The organism is Oceanirhabdus seepicola (genome assembly GCF_023684385.1).
Lineage (GTDB): Bacteria > Bacillota > Clostridia > Clostridiales > Clostridiaceae > Oceanirhabdus > Oceanirhabdus seepicola.
Window position 1 is genome coordinate 1,238,542 of the sequence record NZ_JAGSOJ010000002.1, and the last position, 24,020, is coordinate 1,262,561.

Here is a 24,020-nt window from a genome sequence, read left to right on the forward strand (position 1 = left end):
TTTTTTTCTTTTGTCTTCATGAAATAATAACCTCAAAAATTATATATAGTAGAAGTAAAAAATATTTAAGATTATTCATTTATAGAGTTTTTTTAATATATTTCCTGGAAAGCTATTGACAAGTTATTCTGAATATGATAATCTTTATCAATAAGGACTGATAATATTTATCAATAGAAGATGATAATAGTTCTTAAATAAATTTGAAATAGGGTGATATTATGTTATTTTCAAAAGCTAAAAGAAATAATTCTATGTTATTATCGAAGGCGAAGATAGGACAGACTTTTAATATTAAAAGTGTTGAAGGTAAAGAAAAGACAAAGAAATTTCTTTTTACTTTAGGATGCTTTGAAGGAGAAGAAGTAACTCTTATTTCGAAACTAGCAGGTAACTTTGTAATTAATATTAAAGATAGTAGGTATGCAATTGATGAAAATATGGCTAAAACAATTGTGCTAGACGCATAGTTTTAGATAATCTTATTATATATTAAATATTATTTTATTTATATGCTATTACACATAGCATATTATATTTAGCAATTCGCTGATAATGGTTATCAATGTCATTGAAATATTTATTATGAACAGGGGGATTTACAATGAAAATAGCATTAGCAGGTAATCCTAATTCAGGAAAAACCACATTATTTAATGCGATAACAGGTAAGACAGAGAAAGTTGGAAACTGGGCTGGTGTTACTGTAGAAAAAAAAGTAGCAGATCTTAAAAAGAAGTATAGTGTTAAAGGGGAAGAAATTACAATAGTTGACCTTCCAGGTGCGTACTCTATATCTCCATTCACTGGGGAAGAAGCAATCACTAGAGACTTCGTTTTAGAAGAAAAGCCAGATGTAATAATAAATATTGTTGATGGTGCAAATATTAGTAGAAGTTTGTTTTTCACAACTCAACTTCTAGAATTAGGTATTCCGGTTGTTATTGCTCTTAACAAAAGTGATGTAGTATCTAGAAGAGGAGATATTCTTGATACGCAAGCATTGAGTAAAGCGTTGAACTGTAAGGTTATTCCTACTACTGCAACATCAGAAGCCGGTTTAGCACAGTTGATTAATGAAGTTGTTAAAACAGGTAAAGAAAAGAAAGGGCAAATAGCACCTATTTTTAAAGGAATTGACTCTAAGGATTCGGATGTAGCCAGACAAAAATTCGTTGATGGTATTATTAATAAGTGCCTAGTTAAGAAAAAAGATGCAAGTAAGGTTACTTTTTCTGATAAAGTAGATAGAATTGTAGCACATAAATGGTTGGGATTACCAATATTCTTCGCTATAATGTGGGCAGTGTTCTCATTCTCTATTGAAGGACTTGGTGGATTTTTATCTGGATATTTTAATGATGTATTGTTTGGGGAGATAGTACCAAATGCAGCAAATAGTTTCTTTGAAGGATTAGGAGTTAGTCCGCTATTACAAGCTCTTATTGTAGATGGTGCAATTGGTGGTGTGGGAGCTGTTATTGGTTTCTTACCTTTAATCATGGTATTATTCTTCTGTTTATCACTTCTTGAAGACTGTGGATATATGGCGAGAGTTGCTGTGGTAATGGACAGGTTCTTTAAGAAAATTGGACTATCTGGTAAGTCTATTATACCTATGATAGTAGGTTCTGGATGTGCTATTCCAGGGGTTATGGCAACAAGAACAATTGAAGATATAAATGAGAAGAGAATGACTACAATTCTTACTCCATTTGTACCTTGTGGAGCTAAACTTCCAATAATTGCTTTATTTGCAGCAGTATTCTTCCCTGATGCAACATGGGTTGGACCTAGTATGTATATTATTGCAATCGTAATGATTGTAATTGGAGGGCTTTTATTAAAGAAAATTTTTGTTTGGGAGAACACATCATCATTTATTTTGGAGCTTCCAGAGTATAAAATACCGAGTTTATCACATGCATTAGTTCAAATGTTTGATAAAGCAAAAGGGTTTATTTATAAAGCAACAACAATCATACTTGTATGTAATACGTTAGTTTGGTTTGCGCAAGCATATAGCTGGGGATTACAACCGGTAGATGATCAAAGTTTAAGTATTCTTGCTTCATTAGGAAGAATTATTGCCCCTATTTTAATCCCACTAGGATTTGTAGGTTGGCAACTTGCAGCAGCAGCAATAACAGGATTTATTGCTAAAGAAAATGTTGTTGCTACTTTTGCAGTACTTTTAGCTGTAACATCAGAAGAAGCATTACATTTACCAGGGGGAACTTTAACAGAGTTCTTTAATCCGGTAACAGCATTTGCTTTCCTAGCATTTAATTTATTTACACCACCTTGCTTCGCAGCTATGGGAGCTATGAACTCAGAAATGGGTTCTAAAAAGTGGTTCTTTAAAGGGATTGCTTTCCAGTTTGGTGTTGGATATGTACTTGCTATGTTAATAACTCAAATCGGTTCATTAATAGTATATGGTACTCCAGCAGTAGGTTTTGTTCCAGCGATAATAATAACTATAGCAGTAGTAACTTATCTTGTTTTTACAATTAAGAAAGCAGATGCAAAACGTCAAAACCTAGGAGTTGACGTAGAATGTTAGCAAATATAATTGTAGGAGTTATTTTCACTGGCATCATAATATTTGCTTTTAAGAAAGCTCATAATGATATGAAAAATAATAAATGTGGTGGCTGCAGTGGCTGTTCTAAAAAGAGCAAGTGTCATAAATAATAATTAACACATGTAAATTTAACCTTCATACTAATAATCGGTTAAGATTATTAGTATGAAGGTTTTTTTATTATTAATGAAATTGAAAATTTCATTAATAAATTATATTCTCTTTTTCACAATGCAATATAATTCATGGCCCTCAAATGAAGATTGAAGATTTGCAATTAAAGCCATTGATTGGTCAAAATTAAGATTTAAATATTTAGGATAATCTCTATTTAAAAACATGTCAGAGTCTAATCTATATTTGGCTTGTCGTGAAAAAATTGATACTACATCAAGATTAACTTTTTCTATTAGTGTTGATAAATTATTTTTGGAGTAATGAAAAAGATGGTCACTTTCGGTATAAAGTGGAGAATTATGTTTACCAAGTTTATTTGTAAATGATTTATTGTTTGGTATACAAATAAACAGTAGGCCCTTTGGTGTTAGTAATCTTGAAATTTGACTTATGAAATCTATGGGGTTAGGTATATGTTCTAATACATGCCATATTACAATTACATCAAATAATTTGTTGCTTTCAAATAAATCAGGCCTCCAAATATCATTAATAATATTTAAGTTGAATTTAGCATGTGCGTATTTGCATGAATTTTCAACTGGGTCAATTCCTGTTACATTCCAACCAGCTTCCTTTGCCAAATGGAGAAATTCGCCTGTTCCTGCACCTATTTCAAGCAAATCACCTTTTTTCTCAGTGAATATTTCAACCAGCATATTAAAGAAAATTGCATTTTCAATAAATGTAGTTTGTGAACAACGATCACGCATAGCTATCCAAGTATCATCATAAATTTCAGAAAGTAAGTTCGAAACATTTATATTATTTAAATCATCTTGAAAAATTAATTTGCATTCTTCACATTCTAATAATGTGAATTTATTGTATTTATTAAAGATAGTTAATTTTTTTGAAGAACATATAGGGCATGTTTTTGTTAAATGTTCATTTAATAACAAATATCCTTCCTCCTTTTTCATTTTACTAATACAAGATATCAATACATATTATGAAAAAAAATCAGATGACATGATAATTATTGTATTTGAATTCTAAAAGTTAGGATAAGTATCTAAATTTCTAACCAACATAATTAAGTTGACATTTTGGTGTAGGTATCTGATGGGTAATATCTGATGTAGTTAATAAATTTTAACGTATTAAGTCTATTGTTACAGTGAATCGTAGCATACTTATGAAAAAGAGTTCGGGTTAAGTAGTAATTTTTTTAGAATTTATAAATATTTTAGGAAAACAAGTAAAAAATATATACATGAATAAATATACGAGATTTATAATATATGGTTTAGTAGGTTGGTGTGCAGAGATTATATGGAATGGTGTTCGTTCATTAATTGCAGGAAATCTAATATTGGTAGGATGGACATCTATGTGGATGTTCCCTATCTATGGACTTATGATTTTTTTAGAGCCTATTCATAATAGAATAAGAAAATTCCCTTTAATCATTAGGGGAGGTATATACACAGTATTAGTATTTTTAGTAGAATTTCTCACTGGATTAATTCTAAGTGGTATATTAGGAGCATGTCCATGGGATTATGCAGGTAGTTCGCTTTCAGTTTGTGGGGTAATAAGGCTGGATTTCGCACCTGTTTGGTTTATCGGTGGATTATTATTTGAAAAACTTCATGATATTTTGAAGTCTATTAATTTTAAGAAGGATACAGTCTCATAAAAGCTACTAATTGTGGCTTTTTTATTTTGTCCTTATCTTTCAATTTATATATTTGATATTTGCTTAGAAAAGTGATTATGATGAGAACACTTATTGATAGTTATTTATACAATTAATTTATTGTATAGATATTATCTATAGGTTAACTGTAATCCATTAAAAAACAAAATTTGTAATATGAAGGTCTATATTATAAAATGTAGCATGGTGAAATGTAAATACTAAATATTTTTAATTAATTGAATTAATACTCAAAGAGGCGGGAAAAGTGATGTTTGAAATAATAAAACCAGATGAAATGACTCCTAAAGAGAGGATGGATGCATTTGCTGAAGGAAAAGATATTGATAGAATTCCTTGTAGTCCATTTTTAGGAGAAAGTTGTGCTCCTATTTTTGGTCATTCAATTGCAGCGCATAATCATTCAATACAAGCAATAATAGATACAGCTATTGGAAGCTTTCAAATGTTCAGACCTGATAGTATTGGTATAGGACCTGGATTACAAGGTATACCAGAGGCAATGGGATGTGAAATTGGTTTTCCAGAAAACAATACACCATTTATTAGTAAAATAGCTATCAAGGATTATAGTGAGATTGAGAAGTTAAGACCAATAGACCCATATAAGGATGGGAGGATTTCCTATTTTCTTGAAGGGCTTAAAACAACTAATGAAAGAATAGGAAATGAAGTGTACGTAGGAAGTTCCATGGGAGGTCCTTTTACTACTGCAGCATTTTTAAGAGGAACAGAAAATTTCTTAAAGGATATGAGTAAAAATCCAGAAATGGCACATCGTCTTCTTGAAATTTCAACTGAGAGTGTTATAAGATACATTGATGCTGTATGTGATTTGGGGTTAAGTGTCAGTATAGCAGAGCCTATTGCATCATGTACTATGATTAGTGCTAAGAGATTTAGAGAATTCGTTAAGCCTTATTTAAAAAAGTGTATGGATAGAATTATTCAAAGAAGAGGAAGCGGAACTACATTACATATTTGTGGTAGAACAAAGAAAATATGGGCTGATATGGTGGATATAGGTATAGGAAATTTAAGCTTAGATAATATTGACGATATAGGTGAGCTAAAAGAGCAATTTGGAGATAAAGTTTGTTTAATAGGAAATGTAGATCCAGTTGAAATAATAATGAGAGGGTCAAGGGAAGAAATATATGCTGCAGCCAAGGAATGTATAAGAAAAGCACATGATAATCCTAAAGGATATGTATTAAGTACTGGATGTGATGTGCCTATTGGAACTGATCCAGATAAAATAATAGCGCTTATGGATGCGGCAAGAATATACGGTAGATGGCCTATAAATGTCGATAAATTGAAATAAGTTCATAATTTTAATAAAATAATTACTCAAAATATAAATGGGAAGGTAGTAAAATGGAAGATTTAAAAGAAAAATTATTACAACAATTATCAGATGCTGTTGTTGATATGGATGAAGACAAAACAGTAGAAATTGCAAATAAATTTATAAAAAATAATTTTGATGCATATGAAGGAATCGATAAGGGATTAGCTGACGGAATGAAAAGAGCTGGACAGTTATATGAAGAGGAAGAATATTATATTCCAGAACTTCTAATGTGTTCCGATGCTATGTATTCTGGATTAGATATACTTAAACCACATTTAAAGACAGATAAAAGTCAAAAAAAACATAAGGTAGTTATAGGTGTTGTTGAAGGAGATACCCACGATATAGGAAAAAATTTAGTTAAAATTATGATGGAGACAGAAGGCTTTGAAGTAGTTGATCTAGGTAGAGATATTCCCCCTAAAGATTTTGTAGAAAAGGCTAAAGAAATTGATGCTGATATTATATGTTTATCTACGCTTATGACAACAACAATGTATGGTATGGAAGAGGTTATTGAAATATTAGAAGAAGAAAATATAAGAGATAAATTCAAGGTAATGGTTGGTGGAGGCCCTATTTCTAACAGCTTTGCTGAAAGAATAGGAGCAGATGCGTATACTACTGATGCTTCTAAAGCCGCTAAACGTGCTAAAGAGTTAGCTAAAGAATTACATGCATGCTAATTATTCAAAAAAGAGGTGGTACTGTGATTACACCAAAAGAAAGATTATTTAAAGTATTAAAAGGTAAAGAAGTAGATCGTCCGCCATGTATATGCCCTGGAGGGATGATGAATATGATAGTAGAGGATGTAATGGAGATAACAGAAAGTAAATGGCCCGAAGCACATAGTGATGCACAATTAATGGTAGATTTAACAGCAGGAATATATGAAAATGGTGGATTTGAGAATTTTGGAGTTCCATTTTGTATGACTGTAGAAGCTGAGTCTATGGGAGCGTCAGTGTTTATGGGAACTAAAGTTAATGAACCTAGAGTTACTGAGTATCCTATGAAATCAGTTTCAGAATGGAAAAATTTAAAAAATATAGACGTGAATGAAGGCAGAGCTAAAGTAGTTATAGATGCTATAAAAATATTAAAAGAAAGAAATTCAGATGTTCCTTTAGTAGCAAATTTAACAGGTCCTGTGAGCTTGGCGTCTTCATTAATGGAACCTATGGATTATTATAAAGAGTTAAGAAAAAAGCCAAAGGAAACTCATGAATTTATGGACTTTGTTACAGAAAATCTTATTGCTTTTGGTAAAGCACAATTAGAAGCAGGAGCAGATGTTTTAACTATTTCAGATCCTAGTGGAACAGGAGAAATTCTAGGACCTAAAATGTTTAGAGAGTTTGCTGTTCCTTATTTAAACAAAATTATTAATTCTTTAAAAGAGTATTCTGAAATTGGAATTATTATTCATATTTGTGGAAGACTAAAAAGTATTTATAAAGAGTTAAATGAGCTAGAGAGTGATGCTATAAGTTTTGATTCTATTACTAGTGCTTCACAAGTGGTAGAGAATGTACCAAATAAAGTTATAATGGGTAATGTAAGTACTCTAGCACTAGAAAACAATACTGCTCAAAGCTTAAAAAATATTTCAAAAACATGCTTAGATAATGGAATAAATATTTTATCTCCAGCTTGTGGAATAGGACCAAGAACTTCACTTGAAAATATTCAAAGTTTAGTTGAAGCAGCAAAAGAATATACACAAAGTATAGATGTGGGGAAATAAGGTTATGAGTTATTTAAAAATTATTTCTAAGGATAAAAAAATTGAATTTAAAGTGGGAGATACACTTTTAAATATATTACAAGATAATGGTATTCTTGCGGAAAGTCCATGTGGAGGAAACGGAACATGTGGAAAATGTAAAATTAAAATTATTGAAGGGTCAATAAATGAACCAACAGAGGAAGAGGTTAAGCATCTTTATAAAGAAGAATTAGAAGGAGATATTCGTTTAAGCTGTTTAGTAATACCCACAGGGGATTTAACTGTAGAATTATTAAATACTAAGGATGTTAAACATAAAATATTAGCAGAGGGGTATATGCCTGAGTTTGATATCAATCCTGTGATTAATAAGAGAGTACATAAACTTACTAAGCCTACTTTGGAAAAGAATTTCTCTTATGAGGAGCTTTTAGAAGAAGCTCTTGAAATAGCAATATATGAAGATGATCATATGTTATTAAGGAGTTTACCAGAGATTTTTGAAAATCAAGAAGTTACAGCTATCTATGCTGGGGAAAAGTTTATTGGAGTTGAAGCAGGGGACACCAGTTGTGAGTTATATGGAATAGCTGTTGATATTGGCACCACTACTGTTGTAGCATCTTTAGTTGATTTAAATAGTGGAAAAGAAATATCTTCTGAAAGTGAGATTAATCCTCAAAAAGAATATGGTCTTGATGTATTATCACGTATTGATTTTACTAGAACAAAAGCTAATGGATTAGAGTTATTACAAAACTCAATTATTGATTGTTTAAATAACTTAACTTCTGAATTATGTAGCAAAAACAGTATAAATATTAATAACATTTATGAAATGACTATTGCTGCTAATGCCACTATGATGCATTTACTTTTAGGTGTTAATACAAATTCAATAGGCAAGTCACCATATTCAACTGTTTTTTCAAGACAGAAAAAACTTTTAGCATCATCAATAGGTATTAAATTATCACTTTTTGCTAGAGTATATTGTTTGCCAGGAGTATCTAGTTATATTGGTGCGGATATTGTTGCGGGATCAGTAGTTTCTGAACTAGATAAGACTGATAAGAATGTTCTATTTATTGATATAGGAACAAATGGAGAAATTGTTTTATCAAAGGGTGGAGAATTATCATCTTGCTCTTGCGCTGCTGGACCAGCTTTAGAAGGAATGAATATAAGCTGTGGTATGAGGGCTGCAGAAGGGGCTATTGAAGGTATAAAAATTAATGAAGATGGAATAAGACTAAAGGTAATTGGAAATAAAGAGCCTGTTGGAATTTGTGGAAGTGGAATTTTAGAAGGTATATCAGAGATAGTAAGAGCTAAGCTTGTTGGAAAAACAGGACGTTTAAAGAAGAAATCTGATATAGAAGAGAATGATCAATTACAGTACTTAAGTAAATATTTGATTGAAGAAGATAGAAAAAGAAAAATATGCATTTCATCAGAAACAAAAGAAATTTCAATAACTCAAGGAGATATTCGTCAAGTGCAGTTAACTAAAGGAGCTATATTATCAGGGTTTTATGCATTATTAGATTTATTGGAAATAGATATGATGGATTTAAATGAAGTAATTATTGCAGGGCAGTTCGGAAAACATCTAAGTGTGGATAGCTTAGTTGGGAGTGGTATTATTCCAGCAGATTTAAGAGGGAAGATTAGATATATTGGTAATTCATCTAAATCAGGTGCCTTAATGTGTTTACTCTCTAAAGAGGTTCGAGAAGATATGGAGAAGGTAGCTAAGAAAATACAATACTTTGAATTATCTACTAAAGAAGGATACGACAAGTTATTTACTAAATGTTTAAATTTTAATTAAGGTATATAAAGAAGAACAAAAGTACATGTAAGATGATTAGTTTATTTTTGGAATATACCTAAGGTAAATAAATAATGTGGTGGTGGCAAATATGACTAAAGTAGATATTATTTCAGGCTTTCTGGGAGCAGGCAAGACAACTTTAATAAGGAAGCTTTTAAAAGCTCATGAAGATGAAAAGGTTGTATTAATAGAGAATGAATTTGGTGAAATTGGAATAGACGGTGAAATTGTTGAGAGAGAGGGATTTCAGGTTCTTGAGCTTTCAACTGGATGCATATGCTGCAGTATGAAGATAGACTTTTTTAACACAATCACAACTGTTATTGAACAGCTAAAACCTGAGCGTATAATTATAGAGCCAACAGGAATAGGATTATTAAGTGAAATAATTGATATAGTAAATAAACAAGAACTAAAAGGGAAGTGCTCTGTAAATTCTCTTATAACTGTAATTGACAGTATTAATTATCTTGAGCAACTCGATGGATTTGGAGATTTTTTTGAAGATCAGATAACAAATGCATCCATTTTGATATTGAGTAAAACTCAATTTGTAAATGATGATGAAATAAAAAATAGTATTAGTTCTTTAAGAGAGTTAAATAAAAAAGCTTTTATTGTCAAAGATAATTGGGATAACTTATCACATCAAGATTTTAAAGAGTTCTTAAATGGTGATTTAATGCTTGATTTAGATGAAATATTACATTTAGAAAATCAGCATAATTTGAAGAAGGGAATAGATAATGTTTCACTAGAAAGTGAAAGGGAATTCACAGAGGAAGAATTAGAGAAAATATTGATTAAGTTAAAGAATTCATTGTATGGCAAGGTGTTAAGGGGAAAAGGTTTTTTAAAAGGAGCTGAACAGGATTTAGAATTTAATTATGTGAATGGTCAGTACGTAATTGAAGATAGTGAAATAGAGGGTAATGGTAGAATGTGCATTATTGGCAAAGACTTAGATAAAAGTAGAATAAAGCTTCTATTTAAAAATCGTCTTGGAAAAGTTAAAAGGTGGAAATAGCATGGACATTAAAGTAGAGTTTAAATGTACTAGTGATAACCTAGAACAAATACCTCAATGTATTATAGATAATTCTGATTTAAAGTTCCCAAAAGCTCATACAAATAAAGAGGATATGAGTAGATTGGCTCAAGAATTAAAGAAGTATAAAAATGATACTATATGCAGAGTTCCCTTCTGTGTAACTGTGGAAGCCGAGGCTATGGGAGCTAATATAAAGCTTGGAGATGAAAAAAATGGTCCAAGAGTTAGTGAATATGCATTTAATAGTATTGAAGAATTAAGTAACTTAGAGGAAATTGATTTAAGTAAAGGAAGAGTAAAAGAGGTATTAAATTCAGTTCAATACCTAAGTAATGAGAATGAGGTAGTAGCTTTAAATGTGGAAGGTCCCTTTACAATAATATCTTCACTGATTGAATCTAGACTTTTTTATAAAGCTATAAGGAAAAATAGGGATATAGTTGATAAGTTTATTAAAGTTATTGAAGATAGTATTGTTAAGTATGTATTAGAGGGTATAAAAAGAGGGGCAAAGATAATATCCTATGGAGATCCAGTAGGTGCATTGGATATTGTAGGACCAAAGATTTATAAAGAGATAAGTGGAAGAAGTACATATAATATTTTAAAAAGATTAGAAGAACATTTAGATAATAGTATAATTCATCTTTGTGGAAAAACTTCTACGGCTTTTCAGCAAATTGGTTTGAGTAAGGCAGAAGCTATAGAATATGATGAAAATATTACATACGGTGAGGCAATATGTGATTTAGTAAAAAACAACAAAGATATAAAAATCATTGGTCACAGCTGTATTAAAAGAACTCCTTTAAAATTTGAAAATCTAATTGTGTGGACTTTAAAATTAAACTAATAAAACCCAATCTTTTATGAAGTTTTCATAAAAGATTGGGTTTTATTTTAATGATGACAAATTGATTACACCTTTATTTTTTTAAATAATAGGTGGATTTTTTATGTTATGAACATATTATATTGTAATTAATAATTAAAACATATGGAGGCAATATGCACTTAAAAGGTAGTAAAACTGAAAAAAATCTTTTAAAAACATTTGCAGGTGAATCAAGAGCTAGAAATAAGTACACATTTTATGCAAAAAAAGCAAAAGATGAGGGATATGAATATATAGCGTCTATTTTTGAAGAAACTGGTGAGAATGAAAAAGCGCATGCTAGAGAGGTATTTAATAGATATTTAAAACTAGTTGGTAGTACTGAGGATAATTTGAAAGATGCTGCAGAAGGAGAAGCTTTCGAAAGTTCAAAATTATATAAACAATTTGAAGAAGAAGCAAGGAGAGAATGTTTTTATGAGATTGCTGATTTTTATAAGGAACTCCAAGAAGTAGAGGAAACTCATAATCAAAGGTATATGGACATATTAAGAAATCTGGAGCAAGGTAAGATGTTTAAAAGAGATAAGGAAGTAGAATGGCAGTGTATGAATTGTGGATATATTCATACAGGCAAGGAGGCTCCAAAACAATGTCCACTATGTAAGTATCAACAATCTTATTTTAAAATCAAATGTGAGGATTATAAGTAGGGGTGAGGAGATGATAATAAGATATCCTGAGTGTTTATCAAAAAAACTAGAAGTAGATGTGAAATCAAGAGGTAAAGAGTGTGACAAATGTTATAGAGAAATATTAGAAGAACTAGATGAGGAATATGTATTAAATCTAATATCTAAAAATAAAGTAGACAGTAGTTATTATAGAAAAATATTGAATGATATAGATAAAGAATTTATTGAAGAAATCATTTGAAGCTTTTACATGTATACCAGCTATTGTATTTATTAATAGAAGGGTGTGATTGTATAGAAAATCAAAATAATACATTGGTTAAATATTGTGTTAATATGTAAATGTAAACACTATTTATAAGTTTAAATTTATATTTTTAATTTGTTTTACAAGTTTTTCTTAGTTAATAAATTTTAGCAGAAGCTATTAATCAGTTTAATATGGCTTCTGCTATTATCGTATAGAATAATATTTTAGAGGTGAATAAAAATGAAGCAATTACCAAAGATGTTTGATGAGTTTAGTGAGGCTAGAAGAAATGGCTTTATAAAAGTTAAAGAGTTAAAAGAAGAGGGGAAAAATGTAGTAGGAATATTTTGTACATTTACTCCGGTAGAACTTATATATTCTGCAGGTGCTGTTGCCGTTTCATTATGTGGCGTTAGTGAAGAAACTATACCAGATGGGGAAGCACATCTTCCTAAGAATTTATGTCCACTTATAAAATCTAGTTATGGTTTTGCATTAACAGATAAATGTCCTTATACATATTTTTCAGATTTAATTGTGGGAGAAACTACATGTGATGGTAAGAAAAAAATGTTTGAGTATTTGGGAAAAATAAAGCCTACACATGTTATGCAGCTTCCACAAAATACTGAAAGAGATCATGCATATATGGTGTGGAAAAATGAAATGCTGTTTTTAAAAAATAAATTAGAAAAACAATTTAATGTTGAAATTACTGAAGAAAAACTGAAAGAAGCAATAAAAAAGAGAAATGAAGAAAGAAAACTATTACATGAGTTTTATTCATTAGGTAAATTATGTCCACCTGCAGTAACTGGATATGAAATGCAAAAGGTTTTAGAAGGAACATCTTATACTCTTGATAAAGAGGAACAAAATAAAAAAATCAGAGAAATGATTGATAAAATTAAAGCTGATTATGAAAATGGTGAGAGAAAAGTATCAGAAAAGGCTCCAAGAATATTAATAACAGGGTGTCCTCTTGGGGGAGTAACTGAAAAAATTATTAAAACAGTGGAAGATAGTGGAGCTGTAATAGTATGTTATGAGAATTGTTCAGGGGTTAAAGAAAAGAGTCGATTGGTAGATGAGACAATTGACCCATATGATGCATTAACGGATAAATATATAAATATAGGATGTTCCGTTATGTCTCCAAATGATAATAGAGTTAATATGTTAGATGAGCTAATAGAAGAGTATAAGATTGATGGTGTAATTGATGTAATATTACAAGCATGCCATACATTTAATGTGGAAACTCATAGAATTAAAGAGTATGTATCTAAAGAAAAGAAAGTACCATATATGAGTATTGAAACTGATTATTCTCAAACAGATATTGGCCAAATTAAAACTCGTATTGAAGCATTTATAGAAATGTTTTAAGTTATAAGGAGTTTTAAGTCTTAATTTCTAATAATTACCTATGATTAAAACTCTCACTTCTAAATAAAAAGTGAGGGTTTTAATTAGTTTGAGAGAGTAATACTAATGATTTAAACCAAGTCCTTTAGCAACTCTACGTCCAAAGTCTTGATCTGCTTTTAGGAAGTTATTAAGCATTCTATATTGAATATCTTTTTTAGCATATCCAAGAGCATCTACTATATTTGATACGAGGTGATCACGTTGAGTTTTTGATAGTGAGCGATAGCGTTCGCCAGCCTGTTCATAGTCATTTGTTTTTTCTATCTCTCTTCTTTTGATAGTTCCTTCTGCTTTTACTTTCTCTGGCTTTCCGCTGAAAGGTACAGGATGAGGATTACCATTATTCAGAGAATTGGGATTATAGTTAGTTGTTCCTTTATTAGGAAGATACTGAGCGGGGCCATCTTGCATGTTGTTGTTTATTGGAACTATGGGACGGTTTATTGGTAGCTGAAGGAAGTTCTTTCCTAGCCTATGCATATGTGTATCAGTATATGAGAATAACCTTCCTTGAAGGAGTTTATCATTTGTAAATCCAATTCCAGGAACTATTGCAGAAGGGGCGAATGCAACCTGTTCAACTTCTGCAAAAAAGTTCTGTGGATTTCTGTTAAGGGTCATCATACCAACAGGCATTAATGGAAATTTCTTTTCAGGCCATGTTTTTGTGGCATCAAGAGGATCAAAATCTAAATCATCTTCATCCTCATCTATCATCTGAACACGTAATTCATAGTCCACTGTTTTACCCTTTGCAAGGGTATCAAATAGATCTCTACTTGCAATATCTGGGTCAATACCTGCAAGTTTTTCCGCTTCAAATCTATCTATAGTTTTTTCACCAGCCATAGGTATCCAGTGATATTTAATAAGCTTGCTTTCTCCTTCGAAATTTATCCATTTATATGTGTTCACACCAGCACCTTTCATAGTTCGATAGCTTTTAATTGTTCCAAGGTCAGAAAATAACCATGTAATCATATGGGTAGCTTCAGGTGTTAAAGAGATGTAATCCCAGAAACGGTTGTTTTTAGCCGAATCTCCAGGTATATTTGAGATAGGATCAGGTTTAAGAGCGTGTATAAGATCAGGGAATTTAATGGCATCTCTTATGAAGAATATAGGAAGATTGTTACCAACTATGTCATAGTTACCATCTTCGGTGTAGAATTTAACAGCAAATCCTCTAACATCTCTAACTGTATCAGCAACCCCTTTAGATCCTATTACAACTGAAAAACGGACAAATACAGGGGTTTCTTTAGTTGGATTATTTAAAAATTTTGCCATGGTGTATTTAGACATATCTTTGTAGACTTTGAAGAAACCATGAGCGCCTGCTCCTTTAGCATGTACAACTCTTTCTGGTATTCTTTCCCTATCAAAATGAGCTAGTTTCTCTAAGAATATGTGATCTTGTAGGAGTGTTGGACCATCCCTTCCCACTGTGAGGGAGTTCTGATTATCTGTTATGGGAGCCCCTTGATTGGTAGTTAAATGTTGATTTTTCATTATATAACTCCTTTATATTGATACAATTTATTTCTCATTAATTTTTTATATTAATATATATGCTAGCTTTTTTATAAAAATTAAGAAATATTATAGTGTATATTTTTTTCAGACATTTAGGATGGAAAATAACTTATGAAATATAACATTAAAGCATAAGCGTAGATAATAAGTGGGATAAATGGTAAAATTTTAATGAGAGTTAAGTTATAAGGGGGAAAAAATATTGAACTTAAGTTTTAAAGATAAAGTATCAGATGGATTCAGAATTTTATGCTATTACGGATTAATAATGTTTATGGTATTTTTACTTTCAGGCTTAAACTTTTCTTTAAATGGATGGGTGATGAATGGAGTTGTACTTGCAGGATATATGTGGGCAGATATTACTTTATTAAAGAATGAGTTAATAGGTATCATAGGTATCTTTTTAGGAAAAGTAATGAATATATTATTATTTGTTTTATATTTTGCAACAAAATTTCATTCTTTTAAATCTATATTAGAATGGAGAGGAATTCTCTTTGCTATATTCAGTTCTGCTATACTAATACTCATGTATTGGAGAATTAATAAAAAGGAAGAAAATAAGAATGTGGTATTAGTGTTACTATCCTTCTTTTTAGGAGTAGTATTATATGGTTATGTTGGGTTAAGGTGTGATTTCAATAATCATATTAAAGATGAAATCTTTAACTTGGGTATGGAAGTACAGAAGGTAGAAAGAATGCTAAAAGATGAAGCTGATTTAGACGAGATTACATCAGCATTAAATAATATTGATTTTAAAGTTTTAGATAGAATAGATAGGTATTACTTGGATGGTAATAATTATCCATTCAAAAAAAATCCAATGCTCACTACTGTAATGAGTAGATTATATTATAATAATCCTTATAATAGTGGATGGGAAAATAGAGAGTTTTTGAAAATTATATGTAGTAGGTATAAAAATAATATATGGAAATTTTATGATGAAGAAGAGTTTACGCCAAGAAAGGTTAGGACTTTTTTTAAAGAACAAGATAAATATACTTGGGTCTATCCAAAAGATGTTAAACCTGGTGTGCATAACTTAATCTATGAGTGGTCAAAAGAGGATTATTATGAGGTATATAAAGAACTAATGTTAATTGCTCTAGCTTCAGTAGATTTTACAAAATTAGAAGAGGTTGAAAAAATACGTGGAAAGTTGGATTTATATGAGGAGATTGTTAACTTTAATAATTATGACAGTTATATAATGTGGTGCGTTTACAATGGATATAAAAATTCTTATGGTGAGAACAAGGAAGAGATAGAGAAAGGGTTAATTCATTTATATTCAAAAGAAAAGTGTAAAGAGTTAATGGATCAGATAGCAGATCATAATGAGGAGTTTAAAGAACTTCTGGACAAGTTTGAAAGGGGAAGAAAATAGTGAAGTTTAATATAAGAGATGAAGTAAGAAGTTTAATTGAGATATTAATGCACTATGGAATTATGATCATCATTGTTTTTTTACTTTCAAGGTTAGGGGCTTCTCCAGAAGGTTGGTTGATGAATATACTGCTTTTGATGGGCTATATGTGGATAGATATATACTTATTAAATAAAAATCTGATAGATAAGAAAGAGATAATTTTTGCTAAATGTATTAATGTTATAGTTTTATTAGTAATAAGTAATTACTGCTATGGATTCCATGTGTTTTTAACCTTGGGAATTTCAATAGTAATAACACTGTTATACTGGATTATTACTAAAAAAGATAACACTATAAACTGGCTTGTAATAATAGTTTTATTAATTTTAGGTATAGTAGCTCATGGGTATATTGAATTAAGTAGAGATAGAAATAATAGTTTGAGAGATAGTTTAGAATACTATGCTAATGAGATAAATAAAATCTCAGAAAGGATGGAAAATGAAGATTCCTATTATGAAGATGCCTTAAATGATATTGCATATTTAGAATGGTTTTATTTCTATAAAATTCAGGAGAATGTTATCAATGGAAGAGGAGCCGCAAGTAGTAATAACTCAAGTATTACCCCAATGGTAATTTTAGAGGTTAAAAATGATAGGAACCCTAATAGAGAAATTTTGAGAGTTGTTTGTAATAGATTTTTGATGAAAGTATCTATATTACTTCAAGATAAAAATATAACACGAAGAGAGGCAAGGCAATTCTTCAAAGAGCAGGATAGAAAAGCTTATTTATATCCAAGTGCTAAAGGGGAGGACTTTAATGGAATTTTCTATAAATGGATAAAAGAATATGATAATAGTAGGGATGAAGATTACAAGCAAATTCACTATGATCAGAATACAAGCTTAGAACTTCCACTTTTGATGATGGGTGAGTTGGATTTTGAGAAACTAGAAGAACTAGAGAAAGATAGGGGAAAGATAAAGTTAGATGAGATAATATCTAAATTTGACCAGTATGATTGGATGATTCTAGAAAGTATTTTCAATGCATATAAGAATTCTAAGGGGGATCATAAACAGGAGATAGAGAATGGATTAATGGATGTATATTATAAAGGAGATTATAGAGAACTTATGATTGAGATGGCTAAACATGATGAGGACTTTAAGGACCTTGTAGAGCTGTTTCGAGGAAATTACATGGATTAACACAAAAAACTGGTGAATTATTGTATAATAGTGTAAGAAAGGAGTGGATATATTGGTAAATACATATGATGTTATGAATTTACGGCCAGGGGATTGTTTTTATATCGGAAGCTATCAATATGATGTAATTGGAGTTACAACATTTTCTGATAAGGGATCCACTTGGAATGAGTACAAGGTAAGAAAATATAATGGAGATATTGAATGGCTTTCAGCTGAAGAGGGTGGAGCATTTCTAACTATCAGCAGAGAGGTTATGACAACAGTATACCATGGTGAAGATACAATTACTTTTGATGGTACAACTTTCATTATGCAGGAGAGAGGGACAGCAAGGGTAGTATCTGCTAGTGGTGATGTTGACGTTGATATCAATGAAGAGGTACAATATTTCGAATATGAGAGCCAGGATGGTGGAACATATTTCTCAATTGAAAACTGGGATGGGGAAGTTGAAAACAGCATTGCCTATGAGGTTTCAGCAGAAGATATGTCTATCAATAAAGGAAGTCATTCAAGTGGAGCTTATGGAAATAATCAATACGGATCGCAGAAAAGTTACAGTAAAGGAAAAGGAATGAAGTGGGGAATAATAGCTGGAGTTTTATTAGTTATATTTCTTATAAATATGGGTATGAAATCTGCTCCTAAAGTATTTGGAAATAATGTTAGCGATTATCTTAAGAAAGATTCAAATTTCAAGTATACCACATCTATTACAGGAGAATTTAAAAGTTCCTCAAAAGCAAATGTATATGAGACATCACTTTCTATCAAAGGTGCTGCTAAGAAGATAATTGATAACACAAGACCACAGGAATATAGTGAGCTTAATAATAATGAGAATATATCTATTCTTTATGATGATTATTATGTGTTTGTTTATGAAGGAGAAAAGGATAAGACTTATGTTCAAATATCTTCAAGAGAATACGCATACAGATCTAGAAATACTTTATATAGAAGTAGATATAGTAGAAATAACTCATTTTTCAGGGATTATTACTTCTATAGAGCTTTAACTAGGGATAGTAGAAGATATTCAGGTAATAACTATTATTCTACTTATAGGCCTTCAAGTGGTTCAAGCTATTATACAGGAACATACGGATCTGGAAGTGACTATAAAGGTAGAAGCACTAAAACCACAAGCAGTGGAAGCTATAGCACTAAAAGCTCAACTAGTGGAAGTGATAGCACTAAAAGTAAGAGCAGTGGAAGCACAAGCACTAAAAGTACAGGCACAAAAAGTATAACCAGTGGAAGCGATAGCAGTGGTAGTTATAACAATGGGAGTACAAGTAGCGGAAGTTCTAGTAGTGGAGGAAGCAGTGTGAGAAAGTCTTCCACAACTACTAGAAAGAGCATAGGCGGCGGAACTAGCTTTGGTAAATAATTTATAGGGAGTGAGTTAAATGGATTTAGGTAATATTTTGAACACAGCAATGTATGGATTAATAGGTTTATTATTGATGATGTTTGGATACAAGTTTTTTGATATGGTGACACCATTCAAATTTGCTGATGAAATAAAGGAAAAGAATGCGGCTGTTGGAGCTATGATTGGTGGAATATTCATAGCGGTGGCGATTATTGTAACAGCTGTTATAAGATAAATTAAGGAGATGATTAGAGAATGTTAATGGATGTTTTATCAATAGTAGTATACTTTGCTTTAGGAATGTTATTATGTTTGGTTGGATATAAAATGTTTGATGTAATAACACCTTTTGATCTACAGAAGGAACTTGATGATCATAATTTAGGAGCTGGATTCGCAATAGCAGGTATGTTCATAGGTATAGCAATAATCATTGGTGGAGTTATCTTACCGTAGGAACAAATAAAAAAGTAGAAAATAGGAGTTAATATAGAATAGGATGATATTATGAACGAGAAAAAACTTGAGATTAAACCCCTTATAATATCAATATTTATCATAAGTATATGTAGTATTGTTTATGAGTTGATAATTGCAGGGACAAGCACCTATCTTTTAGGGAATAGTATAAAACAGTTCTCTATTACTATAGGACTATACATGAGTGCTATGGGTGTTGGGTCTTATCTTTCAAAGTATATAAAGAAGAATTTATTCGATTTTTTCATAACAATAGAATTATCAATAGGGTTCATTGGAGGGTTGAGTGCTCTGATCCTTTTCGTAACCTATGCGAAAACGGATTTTTATGTGCCCATGATGTATCTTATAATCATTATTATAGGGATTTTTGTTGGACTTGAGATACCCATTCTTACAAGGATGATTGAAAAATACAATAAGGATCTTAGAGTAACACTAGCAAATGTATTAAGTTTCGATTATATTGGAGGGTTAATAGGATCAGTGGGATTTCCTATGATTCTTTATCCACACCTAGGTTTGATAAGGACTAGTTTCTTGATGGGAGCCCTTAATATAGCAGTGGCTGGAATGATCTTATTCCGATACAAGGAATTTATCACTAAGGTGAAATTTTTTAAAGGATTATTTGGAGTATTTATGGTTGTTACTATTTTTGGGCTTGTAACTGGAGATATAACTGCAGATAACATAGAGAAACAGCTATATAGGGATCAGATTATTTTTAAGACTCAAACTCAATATCAGAAGATAGTTATGACACGTCATAAGGACGATATAAGAGTATTCCTAGATGGTAATATTCAATTTAGCTCTATAGATGAATATAGATATCACGAAGCACTAGTGCATCCTATCATGAGTTCCCTTGAAAAACCAAGAAATGTACTTGTCTTAGGGGGAGGAGATGGATTAGCTCTTAGGGAGATATTTAAGTATCCATCGGTAAAGAAGATAGATCTTGTTGATATAGATCAAGAGATGGTTGAATTTTGTAGGGATAATGAGCTTATAAAAGAGATTAATAAAGGATCACTAGAGGATGCACGAGTGAGTTTGCATTATGAAGATGCATTCAAATTTTTAGAGAAATCTGAAGAGGTGTATGATGCAGTTATAGTGGATCTTCCAGATCCTAATAATGAGAGTTTAAATAAATTATATACCGATGTGTTTTATAGACTTATTGGTAATCATTTATCATCACAAGGAAAATTTGTTGTTCAGTCAACAAGTCCATATTATGCAACTAAGGCATTCTGGTGTATAAATAAAACTATAACTGAAGAGGAATTTAAGGTGATACCTTATCATCTTGAGGTACCCTCATTTGGTGATTGGGGATTCCAGTTGGCATCAAAGGAGGATTTCAATCTTAAATCTATAGACATAAAGGTTCATACAGAATACCTAATTGATAGTAGCATAGGAAAGATGATGGTATTTGGAAAAGATGAGATTGTAGATATGATGAGTATTGAAAGTAATAAAATATTCAGACCAATACTTCTAACGTATTATGAAGAAGCTGAGAGTAAATATTAGAAACACAGTTTACAGTTGTTAACTGTAAACTTCTTTTAAGTGCATTCGGAGCATGCTTTATTCTTCTTAAGGATTTTATACTTAGTTGGGAAAAACACAAATATATGATAAAATAAGGTATCGACGTCCTATATAAATTATTGCCCCGCTAAGCAATATATTATAAGGGAGAAGATAAAAATGATATATGAATTAAAGAGAGAAGAATTTTCAAATGTATTACCTTTATGTGTAGGAGAAAAATGCAATCTTGAGATTATTTCAATCCTTCAAGGAAATAACTATGGATGGGTTTTTGGGGATAATCCTAAAAAGCCTAAAAGTGCTGTGATATGGTCAAGAGCAGAAGGGTTCTATTTCATAGGGGAGTGTAACAACCATGATTTTAATGAATTCCTTGGAGAATTATTGGAGAAGAACATAAAGCCAAGAGCATTGGAACTAGGTATGAAGAGTTTTGAGTATAGCTTTGTTGAGCCTGGATGGGAAGAGTCTTTAAAAAGAGTTTTTGAATATAAAAACTTGAAGAATGACTATCAAAGGGTATACAAGCTTTATAGTTTTGATGAAGAAAAGCTTGCTCCTTATGATATAGAAGAGGGGTTTGAAATCAGGGAAGTAACACAAGCTATTTTTAAAGAGACACTAAATAACTTAGAATTTATCGAGAATGACATCTTACAATATTGGGGATGTAAAGATAAATTTTTTGAGATTGGTAAAGGGTACTGTGTCGTAAAAAATAATCACATAGTGAGTATTTGTATGATGAGTAATCTGAGCGACAAAGAAGCTCAGGCTCATATTGAAACTTTACCAGAGTTTAGAAAAAAAGGTTTTGCTAAGAGGATGCTTATTGAATATCTGAAACACTGCAGGAAAAATGATTTGACCCCTTATTGGGATTGTACCGATGATAATATTGGTTCATACAGTACAGCAAAATCATTAGGCTATGATCTTGCGTTCAAGTATCCGTTATACTGGGCAAAGTTCTAAGGTAATTAAGAAACTATAAAAGGTGTGGAGTATTAAACTTCATACCTTTTATGCGCGTAAAATGGTATTATTTGTCGAGACTATATATGTGTATTAATGTATAATTATTGATAGAAATAAATAAGTTTAATATAGAAACATTAAGGAGGAGTAATATGTTGAAGGTCATCACTGTATGTGGATTTGGACTAGGAAGCAGCATGATTTTAAGAATGAGTGTTGAGAAGGTATTAAAGAAGCATGGTATAGATGGGGATGTTGAATCTTGTGACATAACTACGGCTTCAAGTATGGAGTGTGATGTTATATTCACGTCAAAGGAGTTCTATGAAGAACTAGGGAATAAGGTTAAGGTTCCAGTTTTTAGAGTGAATAATTTTCTTAAAGGGGAAGAAATTGAAGAAGGTTTTAAATCAATTAAGATTATTTAGAATTAAACATTTTTAGTTTGGAGTGGATTATATGAGTTTATTAAATTTTATTGTGGAGAATATTTTCAAGAGCCCTCATTTGTTTTTAGGGCTAATTGCTTTTATTGGGTTGATAATTCAGAGAAAAAGCATAAGTGATGTATTAAAAGGGACCTTTAAAACTGTATTAGGGGTATTGATTCTTAACAAAGGAGTTGAGATTATTGCTGGTATCATAAATCCAGCTGCATTAATTTTTACTAAGCTTTATGGAGTAAGTGCTGAGACTACACTGAATCCTATAGGAATAGGTACGTTCACCATAGAGTATGGTTCTGTTATTGGGGGAGTAATGGTACTAGCCTTTTTAATGAACATAATAATTGCAAGATATACTAAGTTTAAGAATGTTTTCTTGACAGGACATATTTTGTATTGGATGGCATTTATATTTGTAGCCGTTGGAGTTGAGAGCAATTTGAGTGGAATATGGCTATTAGTATTTTCTACAGTTATGCTAACTATATATATAGTTATAACACCAGCACTGATAAAACCATTTGTTAAAGAGGTTACAGGTAGTGATGATTTTACCATTGGACATACAACTGTTGGTTTGAGTCTTATAGGTGCTTATATTGGTAAGTGGTTTGGAGATAAGAGTAAGTCAACTGAGGATATAAAGATTCCTAAAGGATTTGAATTTTTGAGAGAGATTGCTATTAGTACAGGATTAGTAATATTTATATTTTATGTTGTTGTTGGGTTTATAGCAGGGACAAGTTTAAGAATAGAGATATTTGGAGAAGTTAATGGTGAGATTGGAAAGTATATAGTATATTCTTTCACTCAAGGGTTCACATTTGGAGCAGGAATAACAATTTTACTTCTTGGAGTTAGGATGATGCTAGGGGAGATAGTTCCAGCATTTAAAGGGATTGCAGATAGGTTTATTCCAGATGCAGTACCAGCACTTGATTGTCCACTAATTTTTCCATACGCACCTAATGCCGTATTGATAGGGTTTATAGTTAGTATGATAGCTAGTGTTATAACAATATCATTACTTGCAGTTAGTGGAAAACTCTCTTTCGCTGTGTTACCACTGACAGTTGCTTGTTTCTTTGATATTGGACCGGCGGCGGTGTTTGGCAATGCAACAGGTGGTAAAAGAGGAGCTATACTAGCCAGTATTATTTGTGGAGTGTTTTTGATAGTATTTGAAGCCATTTCCATACCACTGCTTCAGAATACTGTATCTGATTTTGTTCAAGCTTTTGGAGGAAATGATTTTTCAATTTGGACAATCGTTACTAGATTTATTACCAAGATTTTTGGCATGTAAAGCTTTAAAAGAAGTTGAGAGTGGAGAGTGTAGAGTTGAGAACGGTGGATGGTTCTGACTAAGGTCAGAACCTACATTTTATTTGTAGTAAAACAATAGGGTTTTACT

Annotated in this window: 24 protein-coding genes; 22 read left to right on the forward strand and 2 right to left on the reverse strand. The window is 31.2% G+C overall.

Going from position 1 to position 24,020, the window contains the following annotated elements:
- Window positions 1–221: 221 nt before the first annotated feature.
- The 3 genes from KDK92_RS13120 (at window position 222) to KDK92_RS13130 (ending at window position 2,697) form a co-directional block, all read left to right on the forward strand.
- The gene (locus KDK92_RS13120) at window positions 222–470 is read left to right on the forward strand and encodes a FeoA family protein (RefSeq protein WP_250859761.1); all 249 of its coding nucleotides are present in this window, start codon (window positions 222–224) and stop codon (window positions 468–470) included.
- 134 nt (window positions 471–604) lie between these two features.
- Window positions 605–2,566 (forward strand): ferrous iron transport protein B, encoded by a 1,962-nt coding sequence (feoB, locus tag KDK92_RS13125; protein WP_250859762.1) that lies wholly within the window; start codon window positions 605–607, stop codon window positions 2,564–2,566.
- Window positions 2,560–2,697: a FeoB-associated Cys-rich membrane protein gene (locus tag KDK92_RS13130; RefSeq protein WP_250859763.1), complete on the forward strand. Its 138-nt coding sequence runs from the start codon at window positions 2,560–2,562 to the stop codon at window positions 2,695–2,697. Before feoB ends, KDK92_RS13130 begins: the two co-directional genes overlap by 7 nt.
- A gap of 102 nt (window positions 2,698–2,799) precedes the next feature.
- Here KDK92_RS13130 and KDK92_RS13135 read toward each other — a convergent pair whose 3' ends face one another.
- On the reverse strand, window positions 2,800–3,666 hold the full coding sequence (locus KDK92_RS13135) for a class I SAM-dependent methyltransferase (protein WP_250859764.1): 867 nt from the start codon (window positions 3,664–3,666) through the stop codon (window positions 2,800–2,802).
- Between the two features lie 314 nt (window positions 3,667–3,980).
- Here KDK92_RS13135 and KDK92_RS13140 point away from each other — a divergent pair, with 314 nt between their 5' ends.
- The 10 genes from KDK92_RS13140 (at window position 3,981) to KDK92_RS13185 (ending at window position 13,573) form a co-directional block, all read left to right on the forward strand.
- Window positions 3,981–4,406: a putative ABC transporter permease gene (locus KDK92_RS13140; RefSeq protein WP_250859765.1), complete on the forward strand. Its 426-nt coding sequence runs from the start codon at window positions 3,981–3,983 to the stop codon at window positions 4,404–4,406.
- A gap of 271 nt (window positions 4,407–4,677) precedes the next feature.
- Window positions 4,678–5,754 (forward strand): uroporphyrinogen decarboxylase family protein, encoded by a 1,077-nt coding sequence (locus tag KDK92_RS13145; RefSeq protein ID WP_250859766.1) that lies wholly within the window; start codon window positions 4,678–4,680, stop codon window positions 5,752–5,754.
- Window positions 5,755–5,807: 53 nt separating this feature from the next.
- Complete coding sequence (locus tag KDK92_RS13150) at window positions 5,808–6,470, forward strand: corrinoid protein (protein WP_250859767.1); 663 nt, start codon at window positions 5,808–5,810, stop codon at window positions 6,468–6,470.
- Between the two features lie 23 nt (window positions 6,471–6,493).
- Window positions 6,494–7,534, forward strand: a complete 1,041-nt coding sequence (locus tag KDK92_RS13155) for a methylcobamide:CoM methyltransferase MtbA (protein ID WP_250859768.1) — start codon at window positions 6,494–6,496, stop codon at window positions 7,532–7,534.
- A gap of 4 nt (window positions 7,535–7,538) precedes the next feature.
- Window positions 7,539–9,350 carry an ASKHA domain-containing protein gene (locus KDK92_RS13160; protein ID WP_250859769.1) on the forward strand — a complete coding sequence of 604 codons (1,812 nt, stop codon included), beginning with the start codon at window positions 7,539–7,541 and terminating at the stop codon, window positions 9,348–9,350.
- Window positions 9,351–9,441: 91 nt separating this feature from the next.
- Complete coding sequence (locus KDK92_RS13165; RefSeq protein ID WP_250859770.1) at window positions 9,442–10,380, forward strand: CobW family GTP-binding protein; 939 nt, start codon at window positions 9,442–9,444, stop codon at window positions 10,378–10,380.
- Window position 10,381: 1 nt separating this feature from the next.
- Window positions 10,382–11,257, forward strand: coding sequence for a uroporphyrinogen decarboxylase family protein (locus tag KDK92_RS13170; protein ID WP_250859771.1), 876 nt, complete (start codon window positions 10,382–10,384; stop codon window positions 11,255–11,257).
- A gap of 155 nt (window positions 11,258–11,412) precedes the next feature.
- Window positions 11,413–11,952 (forward strand): rubrerythrin, encoded by a 540-nt coding sequence (gene rbr / locus KDK92_RS13175; protein WP_250859772.1) that lies wholly within the window; start codon window positions 11,413–11,415, stop codon window positions 11,950–11,952.
- Between the two features lie 10 nt (window positions 11,953–11,962).
- Window positions 11,963–12,175, forward strand: a complete 213-nt coding sequence (locus tag KDK92_RS13180; protein ID WP_250859773.1) for a hypothetical protein — start codon at window positions 11,963–11,965, stop codon at window positions 12,173–12,175.
- Between the two features lie 249 nt (window positions 12,176–12,424).
- Window positions 12,425–13,573: a double-cubane-cluster-containing anaerobic reductase gene (locus KDK92_RS13185; protein ID WP_250859774.1), complete on the forward strand. Its 1,149-nt coding sequence runs from the start codon at window positions 12,425–12,427 to the stop codon at window positions 13,571–13,573.
- Between the two features lie 102 nt (window positions 13,574–13,675).
- Here KDK92_RS13185 and KDK92_RS13190 read toward each other — a convergent pair whose 3' ends face one another.
- Window positions 13,676–15,127, reverse strand: coding sequence for a catalase (locus tag KDK92_RS13190; RefSeq protein ID WP_250859775.1), 1,452 nt, complete (start codon window positions 15,125–15,127; stop codon window positions 13,676–13,678).
- A 226-nt stretch (window positions 15,128–15,353) separates the two neighbouring features.
- Here KDK92_RS13190 and KDK92_RS13195 point away from each other — a divergent pair, with 226 nt between their 5' ends.
- The 9 genes from KDK92_RS13195 to KDK92_RS13235 all read left to right on the forward strand — a co-directional run bounded on the left by KDK92_RS13195 (window position 15,354) and on the right by KDK92_RS13235 (window position 23,912).
- Window positions 15,354–16,547, forward strand: coding sequence for a hypothetical protein (locus tag KDK92_RS13195; RefSeq protein WP_250859776.1), 1,194 nt, complete (start codon window positions 15,354–15,356; stop codon window positions 16,545–16,547).
- A complete protein-coding gene (locus tag KDK92_RS13200) occupies window positions 16,547–17,749 on the forward strand; it encodes a transporter permease (protein WP_250859777.1) in 1,203 nt (400 codons plus the stop codon). The genes KDK92_RS13195 and KDK92_RS13200 overlap by 1 nt, the downstream gene beginning before the upstream one ends.
- 52 nt (window positions 17,750–17,801) lie before the next feature.
- A complete protein-coding gene (locus tag KDK92_RS13205) occupies window positions 17,802–19,145 on the forward strand; it encodes a DUF4178 domain-containing protein (RefSeq protein WP_250859778.1) in 1,344 nt (447 codons plus the stop codon).
- A gap of 19 nt (window positions 19,146–19,164) precedes the next feature.
- The gene (locus KDK92_RS13210; RefSeq protein ID WP_250859779.1) at window positions 19,165–19,365 is read left to right on the forward strand and encodes a DUF350 domain-containing protein; all 201 of its coding nucleotides are present in this window, start codon (window positions 19,165–19,167) and stop codon (window positions 19,363–19,365) included.
- Window positions 19,366–19,385: 20 nt separating this feature from the next.
- Window positions 19,386–19,586 (forward strand): DUF350 domain-containing protein, encoded by a 201-nt coding sequence (locus tag KDK92_RS13215; RefSeq protein WP_250859780.1) that lies wholly within the window; start codon window positions 19,386–19,388, stop codon window positions 19,584–19,586.
- Window positions 19,587–19,637: 51 nt separating this feature from the next.
- Window positions 19,638–21,158, forward strand: coding sequence for a polyamine aminopropyltransferase (locus tag KDK92_RS13220; protein ID WP_250859781.1), 1,521 nt, complete (start codon window positions 19,638–19,640; stop codon window positions 21,156–21,158).
- Between the two features lie 180 nt (window positions 21,159–21,338).
- On the forward strand, window positions 21,339–22,157 hold the full coding sequence (locus KDK92_RS13225) for a GNAT family N-acetyltransferase (protein WP_250859782.1): 819 nt from the start codon (window positions 21,339–21,341) through the stop codon (window positions 22,155–22,157).
- Between the two features lie 155 nt (window positions 22,158–22,312).
- Window positions 22,313–22,588: a PTS sugar transporter subunit IIB gene (locus tag KDK92_RS13230; RefSeq protein ID WP_250859783.1), complete on the forward strand. Its 276-nt coding sequence runs from the start codon at window positions 22,313–22,315 to the stop codon at window positions 22,586–22,588.
- Between the two features lie 31 nt (window positions 22,589–22,619).
- Entirely contained in the window at window positions 22,620–23,912 is a 1,293-nt protein-coding gene (locus tag KDK92_RS13235) for a PTS ascorbate transporter subunit IIC (RefSeq protein ID WP_250859784.1), read from the forward strand.
- Window positions 23,913–24,020: the final 108 nt, after the last annotated feature.

What these genes read in the sequence shown, in the direction of transcription:
- KDK92_RS13120 (WP_250859761.1), top strand. Translation starts at nt 222, where the DNA reads ATGTTATTTTCAAAAGCTAAAAGAAATAATTCTATGTTATTATCGAAG.
- feoB (WP_250859762.1), top strand. Translation starts at nt 605, where the DNA reads ATGAAAATAGCATTAGCAGGTAATCCTAATTCAGGAAAAACCACATTA.
- KDK92_RS13130 (WP_250859763.1), top strand. Translation starts at nt 2,560, where the DNA reads ATGTTAGCAAATATAATTGTAGGAGTTATTTTCACTGGCATCATAATA.
- KDK92_RS13140 (WP_250859765.1), top strand. Translation starts at nt 3,981, where the DNA reads ATGAATAAATATACGAGATTTATAATATATGGTTTAGTAGGTTGGTGT.
- KDK92_RS13145 (WP_250859766.1), top strand. Translation starts at nt 4,678, where the DNA reads ATGTTTGAAATAATAAAACCAGATGAAATGACTCCTAAAGAGAGGATG.
- KDK92_RS13150 (WP_250859767.1), top strand. Translation starts at nt 5,808, where the DNA reads ATGGAAGATTTAAAAGAAAAATTATTACAACAATTATCAGATGCTGTT.
- KDK92_RS13160 (WP_250859769.1), top strand. Translation starts at nt 7,539, where the DNA reads ATGAGTTATTTAAAAATTATTTCTAAGGATAAAAAAATTGAATTTAAA.
- KDK92_RS13165 (WP_250859770.1), top strand. Translation starts at nt 9,442, where the DNA reads ATGACTAAAGTAGATATTATTTCAGGCTTTCTGGGAGCAGGCAAGACA.
- KDK92_RS13170 (WP_250859771.1), top strand. Translation starts at nt 10,382, where the DNA reads ATGGACATTAAAGTAGAGTTTAAATGTACTAGTGATAACCTAGAACAA.
- rbr (WP_250859772.1), top strand. Translation starts at nt 11,413, where the DNA reads ATGCACTTAAAAGGTAGTAAAACTGAAAAAAATCTTTTAAAAACATTT.
- KDK92_RS13180 (WP_250859773.1), top strand. Translation starts at nt 11,963, where the DNA reads ATGATAATAAGATATCCTGAGTGTTTATCAAAAAAACTAGAAGTAGAT.
- KDK92_RS13185 (WP_250859774.1), top strand. Translation starts at nt 12,425, where the DNA reads ATGAAGCAATTACCAAAGATGTTTGATGAGTTTAGTGAGGCTAGAAGA.
- KDK92_RS13190 (WP_250859775.1), bottom strand. Translation starts at nt 15,127, where the DNA reads ATGAAAAATCAACATTTAACTACCAATCAAGGGGCTCCCATAACAGAT.
- KDK92_RS13210 (WP_250859779.1), top strand. Translation starts at nt 19,165, where the DNA reads ATGGATTTAGGTAATATTTTGAACACAGCAATGTATGGATTAATAGGT.
- KDK92_RS13215 (WP_250859780.1), top strand. Translation starts at nt 19,386, where the DNA reads ATGTTAATGGATGTTTTATCAATAGTAGTATACTTTGCTTTAGGAATG.
- KDK92_RS13220 (WP_250859781.1), top strand. Translation starts at nt 19,638, where the DNA reads ATGAACGAGAAAAAACTTGAGATTAAACCCCTTATAATATCAATATTT.
- KDK92_RS13225 (WP_250859782.1), top strand. Translation starts at nt 21,339, where the DNA reads ATGATATATGAATTAAAGAGAGAAGAATTTTCAAATGTATTACCTTTA.
- KDK92_RS13230 (WP_250859783.1), top strand. Translation starts at nt 22,313, where the DNA reads ATGTTGAAGGTCATCACTGTATGTGGATTTGGACTAGGAAGCAGCATG.
- KDK92_RS13235 (WP_250859784.1), top strand. Translation starts at nt 22,620, where the DNA reads ATGAGTTTATTAAATTTTATTGTGGAGAATATTTTCAAGAGCCCTCAT.